The 16915-nt window shown below is 49.3% G+C and carries 11 protein-coding genes; 3 read left to right on the top strand and 8 right to left on the bottom strand.

Features of this window, described 5'->3' with window-relative positions:
* Positions 1-221 precede the first annotated feature (221 nt).
* On the top strand, positions 222-959 hold the full coding sequence (locus tag HB393_RS01935; protein ID WP_213803447.1) for a class I SAM-dependent methyltransferase: 738 nt from the start codon (positions 222-224) through the stop codon (positions 957-959).
* A 124-nt stretch (positions 960-1083) separates the two neighbouring features.
* Here HB393_RS01935 and HB393_RS01940 read toward each other — a convergent pair whose 3' ends face one another.
* The 7 genes from HB393_RS01940 to HB393_RS01970 form a co-directional block, all read right to left on the bottom strand.
* Entirely contained in the window at positions 1084-2439 is a 1356-nt protein-coding gene (locus tag HB393_RS01940) for an O-antigen ligase family protein (RefSeq protein ID WP_213803448.1), read from the bottom strand.
* Between the two features lie 145 nt (positions 2440-2584).
* Positions 2585-3625 (bottom strand): polysaccharide biosynthesis/export family protein, encoded by a 1041-nt coding sequence (locus HB393_RS01945; protein WP_213803449.1) that lies wholly within the window; start codon positions 3623-3625, stop codon positions 2585-2587.
* Positions 3618-5903: a polysaccharide biosynthesis tyrosine autokinase gene (locus HB393_RS01950; RefSeq protein ID WP_213803450.1), complete on the bottom strand. Its 2286-nt coding sequence runs from the start codon at positions 5901-5903 to the stop codon at positions 3618-3620. The genes HB393_RS01945 and HB393_RS01950 overlap by 8 nt, the downstream gene beginning before the upstream one ends.
* Positions 5904-6020: 117 nt before the next feature.
* Positions 6021-7205: a glycosyltransferase family 4 protein gene (locus tag HB393_RS01955; RefSeq protein WP_213803451.1), complete on the bottom strand. Its 1185-nt coding sequence runs from the start codon at positions 7203-7205 to the stop codon at positions 6021-6023.
* Between the two features lie 395 nt (positions 7206-7600).
* On the bottom strand, positions 7601-8938 hold the full coding sequence (locus HB393_RS01960) for a hypothetical protein (protein ID WP_213803452.1): 1338 nt from the start codon (positions 8936-8938) through the stop codon (positions 7601-7603).
* A gap of 34 nt (positions 8939-8972) precedes the next feature.
* Positions 8973-11660 (bottom strand): glycosyl hydrolase family 28-related protein, encoded by a 2688-nt coding sequence (locus HB393_RS01965; RefSeq protein ID WP_213803453.1) that lies wholly within the window; start codon positions 11658-11660, stop codon positions 8973-8975.
* Positions 11661-11713: 53 nt separating this feature from the next.
* Entirely contained in the window at positions 11714-12592 is an 879-nt protein-coding gene (locus HB393_RS01970; RefSeq protein WP_213803454.1) for a glycosyltransferase family 2 protein, read from the bottom strand.
* Between the two features lie 850 nt (positions 12593-13442).
* Here HB393_RS01970 and HB393_RS01975 point away from each other — a divergent pair.
* The gene (locus tag HB393_RS01975; protein WP_213803455.1) at positions 13443-14879 is read left to right on the top strand and encodes a sugar transferase; all 1437 of its coding nucleotides are present in this window, start codon (positions 13443-13445) and stop codon (positions 14877-14879) included.
* Between the two features lie 190 nt (positions 14880-15069).
* Positions 15070-15810, top strand: coding sequence for a WecB/TagA/CpsF family glycosyltransferase (locus HB393_RS01980; protein ID WP_213803456.1), 741 nt, complete (start codon positions 15070-15072; stop codon positions 15808-15810).
* 27 nt (positions 15811-15837) lie between these two features.
* Here the strand turns inward: HB393_RS01980 and HB393_RS01985 are convergent, their stop codons facing one another.
* Entirely contained in the window at positions 15838-16854 is a 1017-nt protein-coding gene (locus tag HB393_RS01985; protein ID WP_345944981.1) for an NAD(P)-dependent oxidoreductase, read from the bottom strand.
* Between the last annotated feature and the right edge of the window lie 61 nt (positions 16855-16915).

Below are 16915 nucleotides of genomic sequence, written 5' to 3' on the forward strand. Positions count from 1 at the left end.
GAAGGCAATCCTTGACCGACCGCGAAGCAGCAGAAATCCTCTTTCGATTATGACGCTCCATGATTCGATCTCTCGGGAATAAGATCTAACAATCGAGGTCCTATTACTTATTCCATCTGGACAAGAGGTATGCATCCTGATAAACATTGGTTGTTCATCCAGTATGCTGCTTATTTAAATCATGCCATTCAGTCGGATGGTCGAACGATAAAACCACTACTATGAACCCACAAACGACCACAGAACGATTTATAGAAAACTATCACACCCGCCGCCGTCGGCAATCCCTAGAGGATCCGCAAGTGAAGAAGCTTGCTTTTCGATCATTGCGACGGATTCTCGGGTTATATCTTCCCAAAGACCGCTCGGCAAATATTCTAGATATCGCCTGTGGCGAAGGTTCTTTGCTAATCTTTCTGAAAGAAAATGGTTTCACCAACTTGTCTGGTTTTGATCTCTCTCCGGAGAACGTAGGCATTTGTCACCACCTTGGTCTAGACGAGGTGCAGCAGTTTGACGCTCTTCGATTGACGGAGTACCAAGGTCCAGAACAATACGACTGTATCTTCGCGATGGACATTTTGGAGCATCTGCCAAAGCAAGCGGCACTTGGATTCCTCGAGCAAGTACGACAACGACTTGCGCCTGGTGGCCGAGCTGTTTTCCAGACTCCTAATATGGGTTGCATCTTTGGGCTTTTGCCGCGATATTGCGATATCACTCATGAGTTTGCACTTACTGAGACATCGGCGGGAGATCTGTTTCTGGCCGCGGGCTTCGAGAGGACCGATGTCGAAATCCGACCAGCATGGAGCGCCGCGAGTACACTAGGGAGAATGCGGGAAGTTTATCTTAGGGTCCTGCACACTTTATTCTATCTGGCACAAAATTCAAGCAGGCCACGGATTCCTACGATGAATCTGCTGATCTGCGCGTCCCGGCCAAATCTCAACATCTAAATGATGTGCTTCTATTTAGAAGCTCCTGCTAAAAGCGTTTAGATTTACATCTGTTCGCAGTGGGGCCTGGATCTTCGCGAGTCTCTTCATCGAAGGATAAAAAGCAGCCTATATCTTGTTGCTGTCACCGAGCCTCAAATTGAGGCTCGGTGACATGTAGGCCAGCGTTTGCCGAGCCTACTCTTTTATCTAAAGAGCGTTGGTCAGATGTAGATGCGCCACCGCCAAGCACCCCAATGAAACACAAGAGCAAGATTCCGCCCAAGGTCTCATACCGGTAACTGAGGATAGGTCCCGAAACGGTAGTTACCAAAAGCTGCCAATAGACAATCAAGATAAACAATTCGTTGTGACCGCGCCGTGCATTTCGGGTTGCCTTCCACAAAACGAGCGCATAAATGTAGATTACGAGTGCCACTGCGATTACTCCGCCGTCAACCTGGGACTGAATCAATTCATTATGCGCATGTGGTGGAATCCAGTGAACGAATGTCCAATGGTCCCGGAGCGCTCTTCTCGCCCCAACAGTGTAACCATAGCCAAGAAGAGGTCTCAGTTTGATCGCCTCCCAACTCGCTTCCCATATCCGGGTTCTATCGTCGAGAGACGCAAGAGACTGGGCGGATTGCCCTCGGGCCACATATTGCATAAGTGAGCTGCTAAAGACCGAACCAATTACTGCCACGGGAACCAGGATGAAAATAGTCCCCCACCGCAAGACCGTTTTACCAGAGAAGACAAACGCATAAAGAAGAAGCGCAATGACGAAGCTAAGTTCACCTGTACGTGCACTTGTTAAGGCCATTGTGATGAGAGCGAGCAGGCAAGCTAGCCACTTACGAGGGCGGCTGCTGAAAAAAAATAACGCATAGAAGAAGCCTACGCCTGCAAGCATCGCAAGTTTTCCAGGATGAACAAACTGTCCACCTAGTTGTCTGAAAGGTGTAGAGCTCTCGTCAGAACCTCCATAGACCTGAGCGGGCATAATCGGAAGAACGATCCACACCATGGCAATCCAGATCCAACAGGCGCGCCCGATCAGTCTGACCATGAGTTCTGTTGCTTGCTGTGGAGAAGTGCGCGAGTATAAGGCCACCACAAGAAGAAATGCCACTGCCCATTGACACAGATAATAAAACGAAAGTAGTAAATCTATCCTTGCCGGTGGAGCGAGGTGAAATTCTGGCTGCAACAGGGAAGCTAGAGCGAACTGTAAGAACAATACTACCCAAAGCCAGAGCGAGATATTGATCCGGCGATAAATGAGAGGACGCCGCTCTAGCAATAACATGACGACAAGCAAATACCCACTGACCAACGTCTGGACGGTCATAGCGATGGATGTGAAATTAAATGGATTTGAGATTCTCCCCGTCATGTCGAAGTGTATGAAGTTTGGCATGCTTACGATATAAGCGAGGGTAAGCCAGTAGAGAAGAGGATACTGGTGATCAGTAAAAGTAGCTTGAGCTTTCGCCATTGAGACCTGTTCTGAACATATGGAATCGTGCAAAATTATGGAATGAGAACAACTCGACGGTTCTGGAGTAAGTAGAGTCAGAAGTACCCTTAACGACTGTATATTTAGCTTTCAGCAGCTGTTCACTTGTATCGACAGTGCTAGCTCAATAACCACGATAAACGGCAGCATTGGCAGCAGTTGCAACCAATCCCGCAGTTAGAATGCTTTTTATCTTGCTTACGGGAACATAGATCACGTCCTCAGCTTGCAAGCGAGGGGATGGGACCTTTCCTTTGACGATGCTCCGATAAGGGACATCTATCTCCTTGACCTTTCCATCAGGAAGCTTGCGAATTAGCTTCATGGAACCTACAGCCGCCTGTGTGCTCGTCCCGTATGCCAGCGAAAGGGCCTGTGTCAGGTCCAATTCACCCCCTTCTTGCATAATGTACCCACCAGGTCGATTGACGCTGCCTAAGACATAGACGATTCCCGCACGCCGCACCGTCACCGTATCTCCTGGAAGGACGAGACTATTCGTCTGAATCGTATCGTTCTTGTCTCGAGAGTAACGAATGATATCCTGTCGTAGAGAGGGTGTTGCATGTCTAATTTCGATGGTATTGCCGGCATATTGAGTCTCACCACCCGCGAGGGCGATGACATCAGCGAGATTGTGCGGCGCAAGTAGTTCCATTCGCCCCGGATTATGTACTTCGCCGAGGACACTCACGCTCATACCGGCATATTGCGTGATATTGAGATTGACCTGTGGGTTGTTGAGAATCTTGGCGCTTTGCAGCCTCTGTGAGATCAAAGAAGCGGCCCCCGTCAAGGTCTCACCCGAAACGTGAATTGCCCCGACCATAGGTACATTCACATTTCCATCAACATTGATACGTAAGTCGGCCGAGAACTCTGGGGCATCATAAACCTCCATATTAAGCAGAAAACCAGGTGAAAGTTTCAGATTTGCAAAATCTTCAGGGACGGCTGATACCGAAGAGAGTGGCCTCCTTCCGCTTGTGCCGTTGTTACCAGAAAGAATAGGGGCAGTATCGAAGCTGCTTGTGCCTCCAACTTTTGGGGCACCAAAACCCTGCTGAGCAATGGCACTCACGCAAGCGAGCGCAAACAGACCTACAATCGCTAAGCCGACTCTGACATGCGGAAAGAGATGAGACAAGGGCATCGGTTTAGGCACCTTTCTGTCGTGTATACGCGTAGTTATGAAAACCATCCAGAGTGGGATTGCGAACATCATTGAGGATAATGCCGATTGTCGGGGTACCGGTTTTGCGTAAAGTATTGACCGAAGAGGAGAAGATCGGACGCGTGGTACGTCTCGAACGAAGCACGGTGATTGTACCTGTAGCTTTTGACGCAATGATTGAGGCGTCCGCCACAGATAGAACAGGAGGGCTGTCGATCAAAACATAGTCATAATGGCGGGCGCACGAGGCTAAGAGAGATGCGAAGGCCTCGGAATCAAAGAACTCCGCTGGGAACTCTCGCAGTTGACCCGCAGGAAGTATGAACAACGTCGATAATGCAGCATGCTGCACAATGCCTTTAACTTCCGGTCCTATAACTGGAGTTTGCAAATCCCCCAGTCCAGGGGCAATCTCACATCCGAATAGACGGTGAAGTTCCGGGTTCCGGAGATCCCCGTCGATCAAGAGCACACGGGCACCATGTTGCGCAAACGCTACACCCAAATTGAATGTGACTGTAGTCTTTCCATCGCCTCCCAAGGGACTAGTGACTAAGAAAATTTTTTGACTATACGAGGCTGTTTCCAAAGTGATCGATGTTCGAAGTGTTCGGAATCCCTCGGAGAATGGGGACTTTGGAGCATGGATGAGCTTACTGCCTATGGCATCGCTCTCATCTTGTCCTTGTAACTGGATGCTTGGGATATAGGCGAACGCGGTAAGGTTCGCTACTTCCCCTAGATCGTTCGAGGTTCGCACTGTTTCGTCGAGGCTCTCACGCAGGAATGCAGATGAGATACCGAAAAGCAAACTGGCAGCCGCGAGGGCGGGGAGCACCATCTCCCACTTAGGAAAGGCTGGTATTCCGGCGGGACGCGCCTGCTCTACTAGATCAATGCGGGTCGCTCGGACACCCGAGGCCAAACTCGCGGTCTGTAGCTTTGAAAAGAGACTCTCATAGAGAGCACGGTTTGAGTATGCCTCTTGTGCCAGAACCTGGAGCTGCACAGTATCGTCCGCTAAAGAATTGGCGGAGGATTGCTGTTTAGTGAACTGCTGACGAATAGTACCTTCGTTATTCTTTGCATAAAGGTAGGCATTTTCAGCGCGCTTGCTAATCCGTTGGAGCTCGGCCTTGAGTTGTTGTCGAACGGCTTCAAGCTGCTGCTGCGTTTGTGTAAGTCGAGGATTGTTCGCACCGTACTTTACAGCATCTGCTGCGTAGCCTTGAATGAGTGCTACTTCCTGAGCGCGCAATGAGCGCACCAACTGAATTCCACCATCCGCAGTAAGAGCACCCGGTCCACCGCCTTCAGCGCTGGATATACTCATGGATCCAAGACCAAGAACAACCTCAGGGTCTTGGGTCTGAACCAGACGATAGAGGGTTTCAGTAGAGATGCGGTTCGCTTCAGCTGCTGTAAGCTCTTGATTCAAACCGAAGAGCCGCTCCGTCACTGTATTTTTTGGAGAAATGGTAACGCTGCTAGCACCTTCACCTGTTGATGATCCCGTGATCTGGATGCCGGCAAGACCGGTCTTTCGCTCGTAGTTGGCGAGTTTCTGCTCAGAGTCCTCAACTTGCTTCTTCAGGTCGTCGAGTTCTTTTTGTAGCCAGTATGAGACCTGGATCGTTGATTTCTGCCGACGTTCCAGATTGTTCTCAATGAAACGACGCGATAGAGTGTTTGTTACATCAGCAGCGACATTCGCATCAGGGTCCGAAAATGTGACATTGATAAGACGAGTGTTATCTGGCGACTCGACTTTGAGATTATTTTCGAAGATCTTGATTGCCTTTTGCTGTGTCTTCGGGGCTTGGTTGAGAGGCTTGCCTTGTTCGAGAGAGTCCACGGCCTTGCGATAGAGTGGTTTACTTATTAAGTTAAGATCCTGGATGACTCCTAATGCGAGTCCGTCGCTCTGAAGGATTGTAATAGCTGTGTTGATATCCATTTTTATCTCATCGGCTGTGGGAGGAGGACCTGTTCCCGGAGTCGCTGTACTTTCCTCGCTTTCGGCCCTGTTAATCTCGATCGAGGCCAACGAGCTATACCGTGGGGTTAACAAGAGGCAGACAAGTATGCCGAGAACCAACGTGGCCAAAGTCACAATGGAGACCACCCTCCAGCGTCGACGCAGAATCCGAAATAACCCAGGGAGCGTTTGATTTTCAGCAGGCGTGGAGCTATCGGACAGCGCTGTGCTGAGCGGAATTGAGGGATATTGTCGTCGACTTAGAGAAAAATCTGTATCAAGATGATCCATAACTTGTATCTCTATCCTTTAGGAAGCGATCCGCACCAAATATCCACTGCTATAGTCGCCGTCCGAACGGAGACTCTTCTAAAACCCGCATTAAGTCTCTGGCTTTGAGGTTAGAGATTATGAGCCAATCATTTGGTATTGCGTCATTTCCTTCTGAGCTTCCACTCCGATAATCTTGGCAAAAGAATGGTAGGTGGTGTCGAGACTGAACATGTCGTGAAAACGTCTGCGACTTTCATCGGCCATATTCGATCTAAGAGAATTATTGGATATGATCTTTGCTATCGCTATTGAGAGATCCACCTCATCTCCCGGAGTGACAAGATATCCTGTTACTCCATCGACAATCTGCTCCGGAATGCCACCGCATCGACTTCCTACAACGGGCGTACCTGCTGCCATCGACTCTACCACCACACATCCAAAAGGCTCGGGCAGAACGGAGGGAACAACAGTCAGGTCAAAGGCCGCATAGACATCCCGCAAACGTTCTAGATCCCCCGTAAAAAAGAAGCGGTCTTCTAGTCTCTTCTCTCGAATAAGTTGATGAAGACGGACGAGATGATCTTCGTTTCCCAAAGCACAAGATCCAACGATGACGTAGCGGATATCGGGGAATTCTTTCGCGAGTAGGGCTGCCGCCTGCACTAGCACCTCCTGACCTTTTCGCACCCATTTGATCCGTCCGACCACGCCTACAAGAAATTTTGGGTTGCCAAGATTGGACCGAAATCGGAGTGCATTATTTATTTCAACCATCCCCGACTCGGCATCAAGACCGTTGTAGATGACCTTGCACTTCTGTTGAAGACGAGGAATAAATTGCTGTCGGGTGGCTTCCGAGTTTGTAATAATTGTCGTCGAGAGCAGAGCAACATATCGCTGATAAGTCTTCCAGAACGACGGAAATTCCGAGAAGAACTCTCGTATGTGCCAGAAATGCCTGCGACCGGTCAGTCGGGCTGCCATAGCAGAAGCAGGAATCACCGAGGTATTTGTGTGAACTGCGTCGATTTGATATTCACGAATCACCCTTGCGAGCCAGAGGACGGATGCGAAAAAATTTGATACGAACTTAAGTTGCCCGCGCAGGGAACCCAGCTGAGCACGATCGATGATCGCGAGCGAAGGGAAAATATGTACCCGGATTTTAGAATCGCGAAGTTTGTCCGCCAAGGGACCAGGGCAGGGAAGCACCACATGAACTTTATGATCGTCCGCGACTAACCTGCGCACCAACCTGAGAAGGCTTTGACTAGCTCCATAGACATCGGCGGAGTTATGCACTGAAAGGAGGACCATGGCTACCTACCCGAGTTGAGATGTTGGCGCGGTTAGGAATATCAAGTACAACACTTGCTTTAGCCTTGAAAGTCCTCGGCAGCGCATCATTGGGTTGTAGCGGCGCGAAAACAAACCAGGATGGTTCACTTGTCACCTCGCGATAGTGTTGTGGCACAGTGCAGAGATTCTCGATTGTCTTGTTTGGTGTTGAGTGTGTGAGTGTATCAAGCAACCAGACTCATAGCTATGAAAACGCAGTGCTGTCTTGAGATTTCGGAGCGGACGACCCAAATTGGAACAAGTATCAATGCGACGCTAGAGTAATTACGCTCTAAGGGGATATAAGCCTGTATCGACAGGTTGAGACGACCGACTTACTTTAGAGAAAATGAGATCGCATGTAGAACATATGCTTACACTTCCGAAACAAGAGCGACTTGTTCCAATGACTCTCGCCTCATTTTTTTTACTCTAAAGATAAGTGCAAATCCAATCACTCCCTGAAAAATAAGTTGCGTGCCAAGCATACCTAGAATTACTCCCTCTAGGCCAAGTTGCCGGGCGAAGGGACCGGCTAGCAAAACCGAAAAAGCGATCATTATGGGATACGCCCAAAAGATAGGCAGCGTATATTCGAGTGCCAATAAACCTGCCCTCAATGGACCTGCAACAAATATGACCAAGTAGAGCAATGCATATAGGCGGAGTACGTGGCCATTGGAAGAGTACTTTTCGCCGTACGCCAACTCCAACCAGAATCGGGGAAACGATGCAATCAAAGCGGTAAAGGCCAGAGACACTCCACCCCAACGGAGGAAGACTTTTTTGAGGTAACACAGCATGCCATCAGAACCCTTTTGGTACATTTGACGGGCTGCTTCTGCTGGAACGATATTGTCTAATCCTAGTATCCAAATATGAGCCACTGCGACGATGTTCTGCGAGGCACGAAGGACCGCAGAGGCAGCGGCGCCATAGTAGAACGGCGCCGACATCAAAAATAAGTTGGTAGCGCCCCACTGCATAAAGGCAGTCGGGGCAAGCCAACGAGACATCTTCCAATGTCTCTTCAGAACTTCTCTCATCGAATGAACGTCGAAACGCGTCGGCCCATACTTCACCATGAAGGGCAGAAAACCTCCGAAGGAGGTTCCGGCAACAATCCACAGCGCCGAAGTGATCGTCGCTCTATGACTATGACTTAGCCAAAAGATGATCGGCAACTGTAAGCCATAACTTACCAGATCACTTCCGAGCGCCCAACTGCTCTTGCCGATGCAAAAGAAGTAACGCCGTATGAAGTCTTGGAGCAGATATGTGCTCGTCGCTGCGCTCAGCGGGCCGGCGATGTTGCCAACATTCCAGCTGGGAAAATATCTGGTGGAGAGGGCGACCGCAATAAGTACCACCAGGGCCGCCAACGAAGCAAATATCAATTCCTGAAGAAGCACAGAACCGAAGTAGGCAGGACGTTCTGGCGTCTCCTGCTTGGGCCCAACGCTCATCATTGGAGTGATAATCAAAGCATATTGTAGGCTGTTTGCAAACAATACAGCCAACCAGGCGAGTGCAAATACTCCATAGTCTCGAAGGCTGAATCCACGGGCGAGCAGGATATTTGTGCCGAAGTTCGCACCGCTAACAAGTATCTGATCCAAGAGTGCGGCCGGAGTACGACTATTACGTAACCGGCCCAAACCTCGGCGAAGAACAGCAAGAGATGGTGCAGCGTCTTCCATCTTGGATTGCACGTATGAGTACTCCGGGTTTGCGAAAAAGTAAGATTCAGTGAGCCTGCGCCGCACCGTAAGAATAGTACATGGCTAGTACTTCGGATCCGTTATTTGGATACCCCCGACTCGGGAGAGACAACGAAACACCATTTTGAATTTCATTGATCCAATTCTCTGCTCCATAACCAGCCGCATTGACGAATATGAACCCTGTTGCGAATAGGCTCGAATCTGTTATGTTGATTGGCGCTTCTCCCGCAGGTGTCGGTGTGAGATGGAGTTGGTAAAAGAAGAAGCCGAATATCTCTGCCTGACACTTGTTCTGTAGAACGACGGAAGGTGAATCTTGTTCGGTCTTATAACCGAAGATCCACAGTTTTGCTCCCTGACAAACAAACTTGTTGTACCTCAAATCAGAAGGAGTCCCAACCTCGATATTCAGGCCTCTGGCCCATACATTCTGGCTTGGATAGAAGATGGGACCTTCCCCAGCGTTTGTTCCCGTAGCATAGGAAGTTAGAAGACCGTCTTCAATAAAGAGATTTCCTGCACCCATAGTCGATTGATATTTGAATCCGTTGTCTCTCATCACAAGTGTGCGCCCGCCCGTATGATTGATGTAGCACGATGTGTACATGCACCCATCGATGATGAGGGCTGTTCTTGAAGATCCCTCTATATTAAGAAACAATTTCGCTGTGCCAGATGCAAGATTGAACTGTGCGTTATAGAAATTGATGTAATTTACGGAGTCGGGCACCGTGATCGTCGGGTTTATTGAACTCGCATACGAACCTGGCGGGAGGTACAGCGCCGTGGAGGTGGCATTCGCAACCGTGTTGGACCAGGTAGTGGGATCAGGCCCAAGCTGCTGCCAATCGCAAAAGGCTCTTGTACAAAGGTTATTCGGAGTGGGTGTCTCGACTATCGGAAGATTGAGCGATCCAGCGGCTTGGGCTTGGTTATAGAGTGTCTGCGCGCTGCCGGTCCAAAATTCCTTTGGCAAGGTTGTCTTTACAACTGCTGTCCCCGTTCCTGAATCACTCTCGCATGGAGAGTACCGAATACAGTTCACATTCCGACCGTAAAAGACTGCACCCGGCCCGTTCGTAATTCCGGTAACTGGAACAGCACCGCTAAAGATCAACATCGAATCCAGAACCACCGTATGGCCAAGACCTCCGGAACTATTGAATGCGGGTACAGAGTTGTCGTTTAGCCAGTGACGTATGGGAAGCTTGAGTGCACCGTTATTTATACCAGCTGCGAGTTGTCCCTCTGTGGTCAACCCCTCGAGCGTTACCTGATACTCAATCTGACCGACTGCCTGCACACCGTACCTCCCGCCATAGATTGCCAAATCCTTGACTAAGGTAGGACCGGCATACGCGCCTTCTAGCCCAAGTCCAAAGAGGCAGTTGGAATCGTCGCACCAAATCTGGGTATTACGAATCGATCCCATATTGTTGTTGACCCAATGGATGAGTTCGGCTTGGGGATTGCCAGGCCCCGCCTCAAAGCCCATATTTGCGATTAGAGTCCGGAAGTTTTGGTTTACATTCACCGAAGGAGTAGATAAGAGATATGCCGTGGCGATTCCATTGAAGGCTGGGGCGTTTGGTGCCAATCGAATGATAGAGGTCTGCGGTCCGTCACCTTGGATTGTCCAATAGTTTCCGTAGACCTGCAATTGATTGCTAACTAGATAAGTTCCAGGCGGAAAATACAATTGAAGCATCTGTCGTCCCCACGCAGATGCTGGATCACCCGCGTATGCCTTGACCCCAACCTGATCAATTAAGGTCTGTTGAGTTACTAGGTGAGTCGCGTCAGTAACGGTTGAGATCGCGCTAAGTACCCCGTTGATAAGAATCGGGGAACCTGCGGCGAGGCCCGTAAACGTCGGCCCACTGGTAGCAATAACAGTATTCCCGGAAGAACTTGTGTTAATTACGTTTCCACCCGGACGAAGGACTGCTCCATTCATAGTGCCGAGCGGTTTCGTTAGATTGAGGTGAGTCGCGTCGGTTACCGATGAAATAATGGCGGTCATTCCATTGATTTGGACAGCTCCGGTAAGGCCAACGAAGGAAATTCCAACTGTCGCCTCAACAGCAGTGCCGATGACATTAACGATAGCCTTTTGGGATCCGCGCCCCCAAGCTAGTAGAGTCTGCAGAGCTACCGTGTCATCCGTGACTCCATCTCCCGCCAAGTTAGCGATGGGATTAGACTTTACGTTGATCATCGCGTACGCAGGACCGTCAAAAAAACCTGCTGGGACGCCGACACCATTTACCAGTTTTGCACCGATGTCATCCCTAGGAAGCACAGAAAGAATGCCTCCCACAAAGCTCAGAGTATCTCCGTTACTTACTGCAATCATCGATCCTTTGGAAATTTTGACGGGATAGTCACCGACAGGGGAGAAAGGGGTCGCCGTTGTACTCAGAGTCGGCTTACCCCGGAACACGCTGGCGTAAGTGCCAGTGTAGGGCGATATCTTAAAGATAAGCGGTGGAAGCGGATCTCCAACATGCATCGTCAAATGGGGTGAGCTTACAATGTAGTTCGCGCTTTGGGTAGCTTGATGCGATTCGCTTCTGTGAACAGTGTTCCCGAAGGTAGGATACGCAGTCAGCAAAATGAACGGCAGAACGAGCATCACGGCGTTCAAGATCGTCGGGACGAAGCCTGAGAGTGTGCTATTCGGCAGTCGCGACCTCAACTTGAACCTCATTTATATCTCCTATCTCCGTTTTTCGCAATGGTAGCTAATCCAATCTTCGAAGCTCACGAGATACTCACCCTATGGCCGGTCTTGCCGAGAAGTCCATGGAGAATTCCTTTCGCAAACATACGGATCTTCAAGATGGGCGACTTCTCTCCCATCACGATCTTTAAAGGGACACCACATAAGGATCGTAACGATGAAAAAAACAGTTGAGGATATCGTAGACCGTACTTACGGGCCAACCAGACTCGGTTTCGAGCCCAGTAGTACTGCACTTCAGGGCGATAATTTCTCGTTGTGAACGTCTTGCCTAGAAAACTAATTTGTGACGGCTTGCCAGAGTTATGGAACAGAATGGCATTCTTGCTTTGAGCGATGGAGAATCCCATCGATCGCAAACGGAGGCTAAAATCATCGTCAACACAGTAGATGAATAATTCTTCGGTGAAGAAACCGCAATTCGCAAATGCCTTCATGGGGAAAAGACTTCCTGACGTTCTCGTGATGAATGGTCCGCCATCTGGACCTATGACGATAGATTCTTCATCGCCAGTTTCACGGTCTTGATAGCGCGGGATGATCTGCATTACATTACTGCGGTTTTCTAAGGCTTCAAAGTCCTTGAGCATCGACACAATGAATCCATCTGTGACAATGCTGTCCTGATCTAGCAAGAGTACCCACGCCTGCCCGTGTGCAACTGCCCATCGAACGCCTGTATTAAGCGCTGCCGCAATTCCAAGATTTGAACCATTTTCTATAAATACAATATTGAGCGTCTGACTCGTGGCGCGCAGTATTCCGAGATCTTCTTCAGACGAGCCGTTGTCTACAACGACAAGTGCTTCCACCTGAGATCGCAACTTTTCCAAATTTTGGATATCATTCGCACGGGGATGAAATGTAACCACCACTGCACATACTCTATTTTCAGGCATTTGGCCCCTCACTTTGACCTAGCTTTGCCTATTGCCACTTTCTGATCGCACGGGTCGAACAAACGAATCATGAAGTGTCGGCCATAGCGTTTCACCTTATTAGGTTCTAGATAACGGCGATATCTCGTTCTTTCCGTCTGGCGCGAAGTGGTGCAAAAACAGGCATCTACCGCTGTAAGATCCAAATCGGTTTCTCGCAGCTATATCTCCATTTATCCAAATGAAATGAAGAGATATCAGTCAATAGCTAAGTTTCGCTCTGCCACTAGTCACTCGTATCAGAGTGTTTTTAGGACGAATGCAATAAAGTTCTGGCCTACGATCACATCGCTGGTGGAGAAGGCATCCATGAAATAAGAGGATGGTCCTATGTAGACTTCTGAATCAATTCCAATCCGAACATCCAATCTGATGTGACATCGATGTTCGTATCGGCGATAGGTCGAAAGCCGTTCACGGACCATTTTTATCACAGAGTAGAGTGTGCACATAGTTTTGTCTTTACCAGATGTCATGGTTTTTAAATTTCAAACATACATAGTTTCGCAGTTATCTCTGCAGCAGCGTGACATACCTAATGTCATCGTAAGATGACCGACTTTTGCGTGTATCCCACATCGGGAATCTTTAGGGGGAGTGCAGACTAATCTTCAGAAACCTGTAGCGGCAGATTACCGTGAAGGCGTATAAGCGAATCTCTAGCTATTGGAAGATTGCGAAGCGGCTGAAATAGCCCCATGCTCAAGTTATGTTCGATAACGACACCCTTAGCTAGAGTGCCCCTATAGTCAAAAGCTAACGAATTGATCCATCGGTATTGAACTACGAGATCGACTTGTGGAGAGAGAACGTGGACGATAAGGATCGTTTTCCTATAGCCGTTCTGAAGATTTGTGATCTCATTCTTGTGGTATTTGCCTTCGCGTTGAGTACCATCGCGACCGCTCAAACCGAACATGGAATTTCGCTTATGCAATTCTTTGCAATGAGAACTAAAGTATCTAATTTCGGAATATTCTTGCTGGCATTGTTCATCTGCCACAGTGTTTTTATAGTTTGCGGGATGTATGGGGCGATTAGAAGCTTGAATCATGGCGCGGAGCTCTTAGATGTTCTCAAGGCAACGACTCTTTACATGTCCTGCTTTATGATTATTTGCTCCCTCTTTTCCATTCACATGGTTACTATCGCTTTTCTGGCTGTCTTTTGGTCCACTGTCACACTCTCTCTGTGTATCGCACGTGCGGTGGGACGACTTCTTCTTATCCACATTCTTATCCGGCGCAAGAAACTTCGGCACATTCTTATTCTTGGCACTAATCCTAGGGCCATTGCATTTGCAGATAAGATATCCGCTCGGAGGCACAGTGGATATAGCCTGCTCGGCTTTGTAGACAATAATTGGCCAGGAATGCCGGACCTCAGCAACAGCGGCTACCAGATTGTTAGTGACCACTCCGGATTGGCAGATTATCTCAGGAGCAATGTCGTCGATGAAGTCGCTATCTATCTCCCTTTCGCTTCTTTTTACAGACACTCCTTCGAAGTTGCCAGTCTTTGCGAGCAGCATGGAATAACCATGCGTTTGACCTCCGATATTTTTGGATTAAAGACTACGCGGTGGCGCACCGAGGAGTTCGGTGGGAACCATTACATTTCGACCTACACAGGCACGGGATCGCACTGGCCTCGCTTCACAAAGCGAATCCTCGATATCGCGATTGCAATTTCCGCACTTCTATTGCTCGCCCCTGTCTTTGTCTTAGTATCCATCGCAATTAGAATTTCCTCTCCTGGACCGGTCTTCTTCCTGCAGGAGCGAATTGGACTAAATAAGCGCCGCTTCAAGATATTCAAATTTCGGACCATGGTTCCAAACGCAGAGAAACTCATTGTCAATTTGGAAAAACACAATGAGGCCGCAGGTCCGGTCTTCAAAATGCGAGACGATCCGCGGGTTACACCTATAGGAAAATTCTTACGCCGCAACAGCATTGATGAGTTGCCCCAATTGTTCAATGTGTTGAAAGGGGACATGAGTTTGGTAGGCCCCCGCCCCCTCCCGGTTCGGGACTATGAAGGTTTTGATCAAGACTGGCAGCGGCGCAGATTCAGTGTCAAACCTGGTATCACTTGTCTTTGGCAGGTAAATGGACGTAGCGGAATTACATTCGATCAATGGATGCTTCTAGATCTCCAATACATGGACGAATGGTCACTTTGGCTTGATGTCAAGATTCTAGCCAAGACGTTGCCAGCCGTACTGAAGGGAACTGGTGCGACTTAGAGTCGCTCCGCCAACGACAGAGCATTGTCTTTGCCGATGTGGCAATAATGGTCTCCGCTGCCACATCCGTTCGTTGAGATCGAATGATCGAAATGGAATTTCAGCATATCCATAACCTTGTAGATGGGGATCCTATTTAGTTGAGTCCATGGAAATTACCGATCGTACCGTCGTAGCAGGAAGGAAAAATATGCCGCACATTTTGGGCCTAAACATTGCAACGACGAACTACGAGGTTCTTGTCGCACAGAGTCTTATCTGGGCGCAAAGACGAGAGTCGCGTGCCGTCCTCTTTGCCAACGTGCATATGGTCATGGAGGCTTATGATAATCCGGGTTTCCGGGCAGCGTTGAATCGAGCTGATCTAAACTGTCCCGATGGCATGCCGCTGGTATGGGCTCTGCGCTCTATGGGCATACAAGAGGCGTCACGAGTCTATGGACCGGACTCTACATTGGCGTTGCTGGATGCAGCGGAGAGGGAAGGGGTACGCGTAGGCTTTTACGGCGGCCGCACAGAGGTTCTGGGGCTTCTGATAGCGGAAGTACAAAAGCGTCATCCACGACTGCAGATTGCATACGCGGCTTCTCCACCATTCCGAGCTCTGACTTCCGACGAAAAAGAGATAGTTCGGAGTGAGCTTGTGGGATCCGGAGTACAGTTTCTATTTGTCGGACTGGGCTGTCCCAAACAGGAGAGATGGGTCATGGAGCACGTCGGTACAGTTCCGATGGTGATGTTCGGTGTAGGCGCAGCGTTCGACTTCGTGGCTGGAACGACGCCGCAGGCGCCCCGTTGGATGATGCGGAGCGGTCTCGAGTGGGCTTTTCGGCTACGGTGCGAGCCTAAGCGCTTGATGGTCCGTTACCTGAAGCACAATCCGAGATACATCCTGTATTTTATATGGCAGCGATTCCGGCACGCAGACTAACCAAATAAATTACTGCCCATAGGATAGCTACTTTTTGGAAGCTCTAGTTTTTCCATTGATCTGAGAGGAACGCAACCACTTGACGGTTGTTCTTACTCCCTCATCCATCGTGATGGATGGGTTTCCCAGGGCTGCGAAGGTCGGCTCCATGGGAGTAACGTAATCCTCCGTCATGCTTCGGAGTCGAGAACTAAAGAGAGGAAACTTGCCGCCGCAACTGAGGACAAAGTCACCGAATCGCGCGATTAAGCTCAAGACACCCCACGGAACCTCACGCACCTGTCTCCCAGTAAGTTCAAGCGAGAAGGCATTCACCCAGTCGGCAAGTTCAATTGGAGCGTCGCCGACATAAAAGACTTTGCCATTTACCACGTCGGCTGGCCTTTCGAGAATCGTCATGAGCTGTTCAACGACATTGCCAACATAGCCATAACAGCGGACGACAGGGCGCCCTGAGGGATGCAGGTAGCGCCCTTGCTGAAGCACTCGCCAGAATTCGCGTGGGTAGCGAGGATGCCATTTACCCCAGATATTGGTGGGTCTTACGATCGTCCATATATAGGGAAGATTGTTTGCTCGTACTGCCTTTTCAGATAGAACCTTGCTTTCGCCATAGATTGTGTGAGGACGAAAATCTAGATCATGTTGCGGTGGAGTACCAGGGCCAACGACGAACTGGCTGGAGGTAAAGATTGCACGTTCTACAGTGCCAACCTCGAGAATTGCGTGGAGGAGGTTCTCCGTCCCCACATGATTCGAAGCGTAGTCATCAAGCGACTCGCCCAACATATCGGTGCGACCGGCGAGATGCACGATATCGGTCGGTTTGAAACCTCTAAGCTGTTCCGTGAGTGCAGACCGGTCTAATAAGTTACAGTGTGTGAAGTAACGTGTCTGGGCATGATCCAGCGGCTCATTTTGGTCGAGGTTCTTAACTTGGTATCGCGGATGTGACGCAGCCCACTCAATCAAATTCGTTCCGATGAAGCCACTGCCTCCCGTAACTAAGAGTCGCCTCTGCATATTCGTTAGGATATGACTCATGCCCCTCTACTATGTCAAGGAGTCTAGATTTTCGCTGCCCACATAGCTGCTGTCAATGGCT

It is taken from the genome of Granulicella sp. dw_53, assembly GCF_018449545.1.
In the GTDB taxonomy this organism is placed as follows: Bacteria; Acidobacteriota; Terriglobia; order Terriglobales; family Acidobacteriaceae; genus Edaphobacter.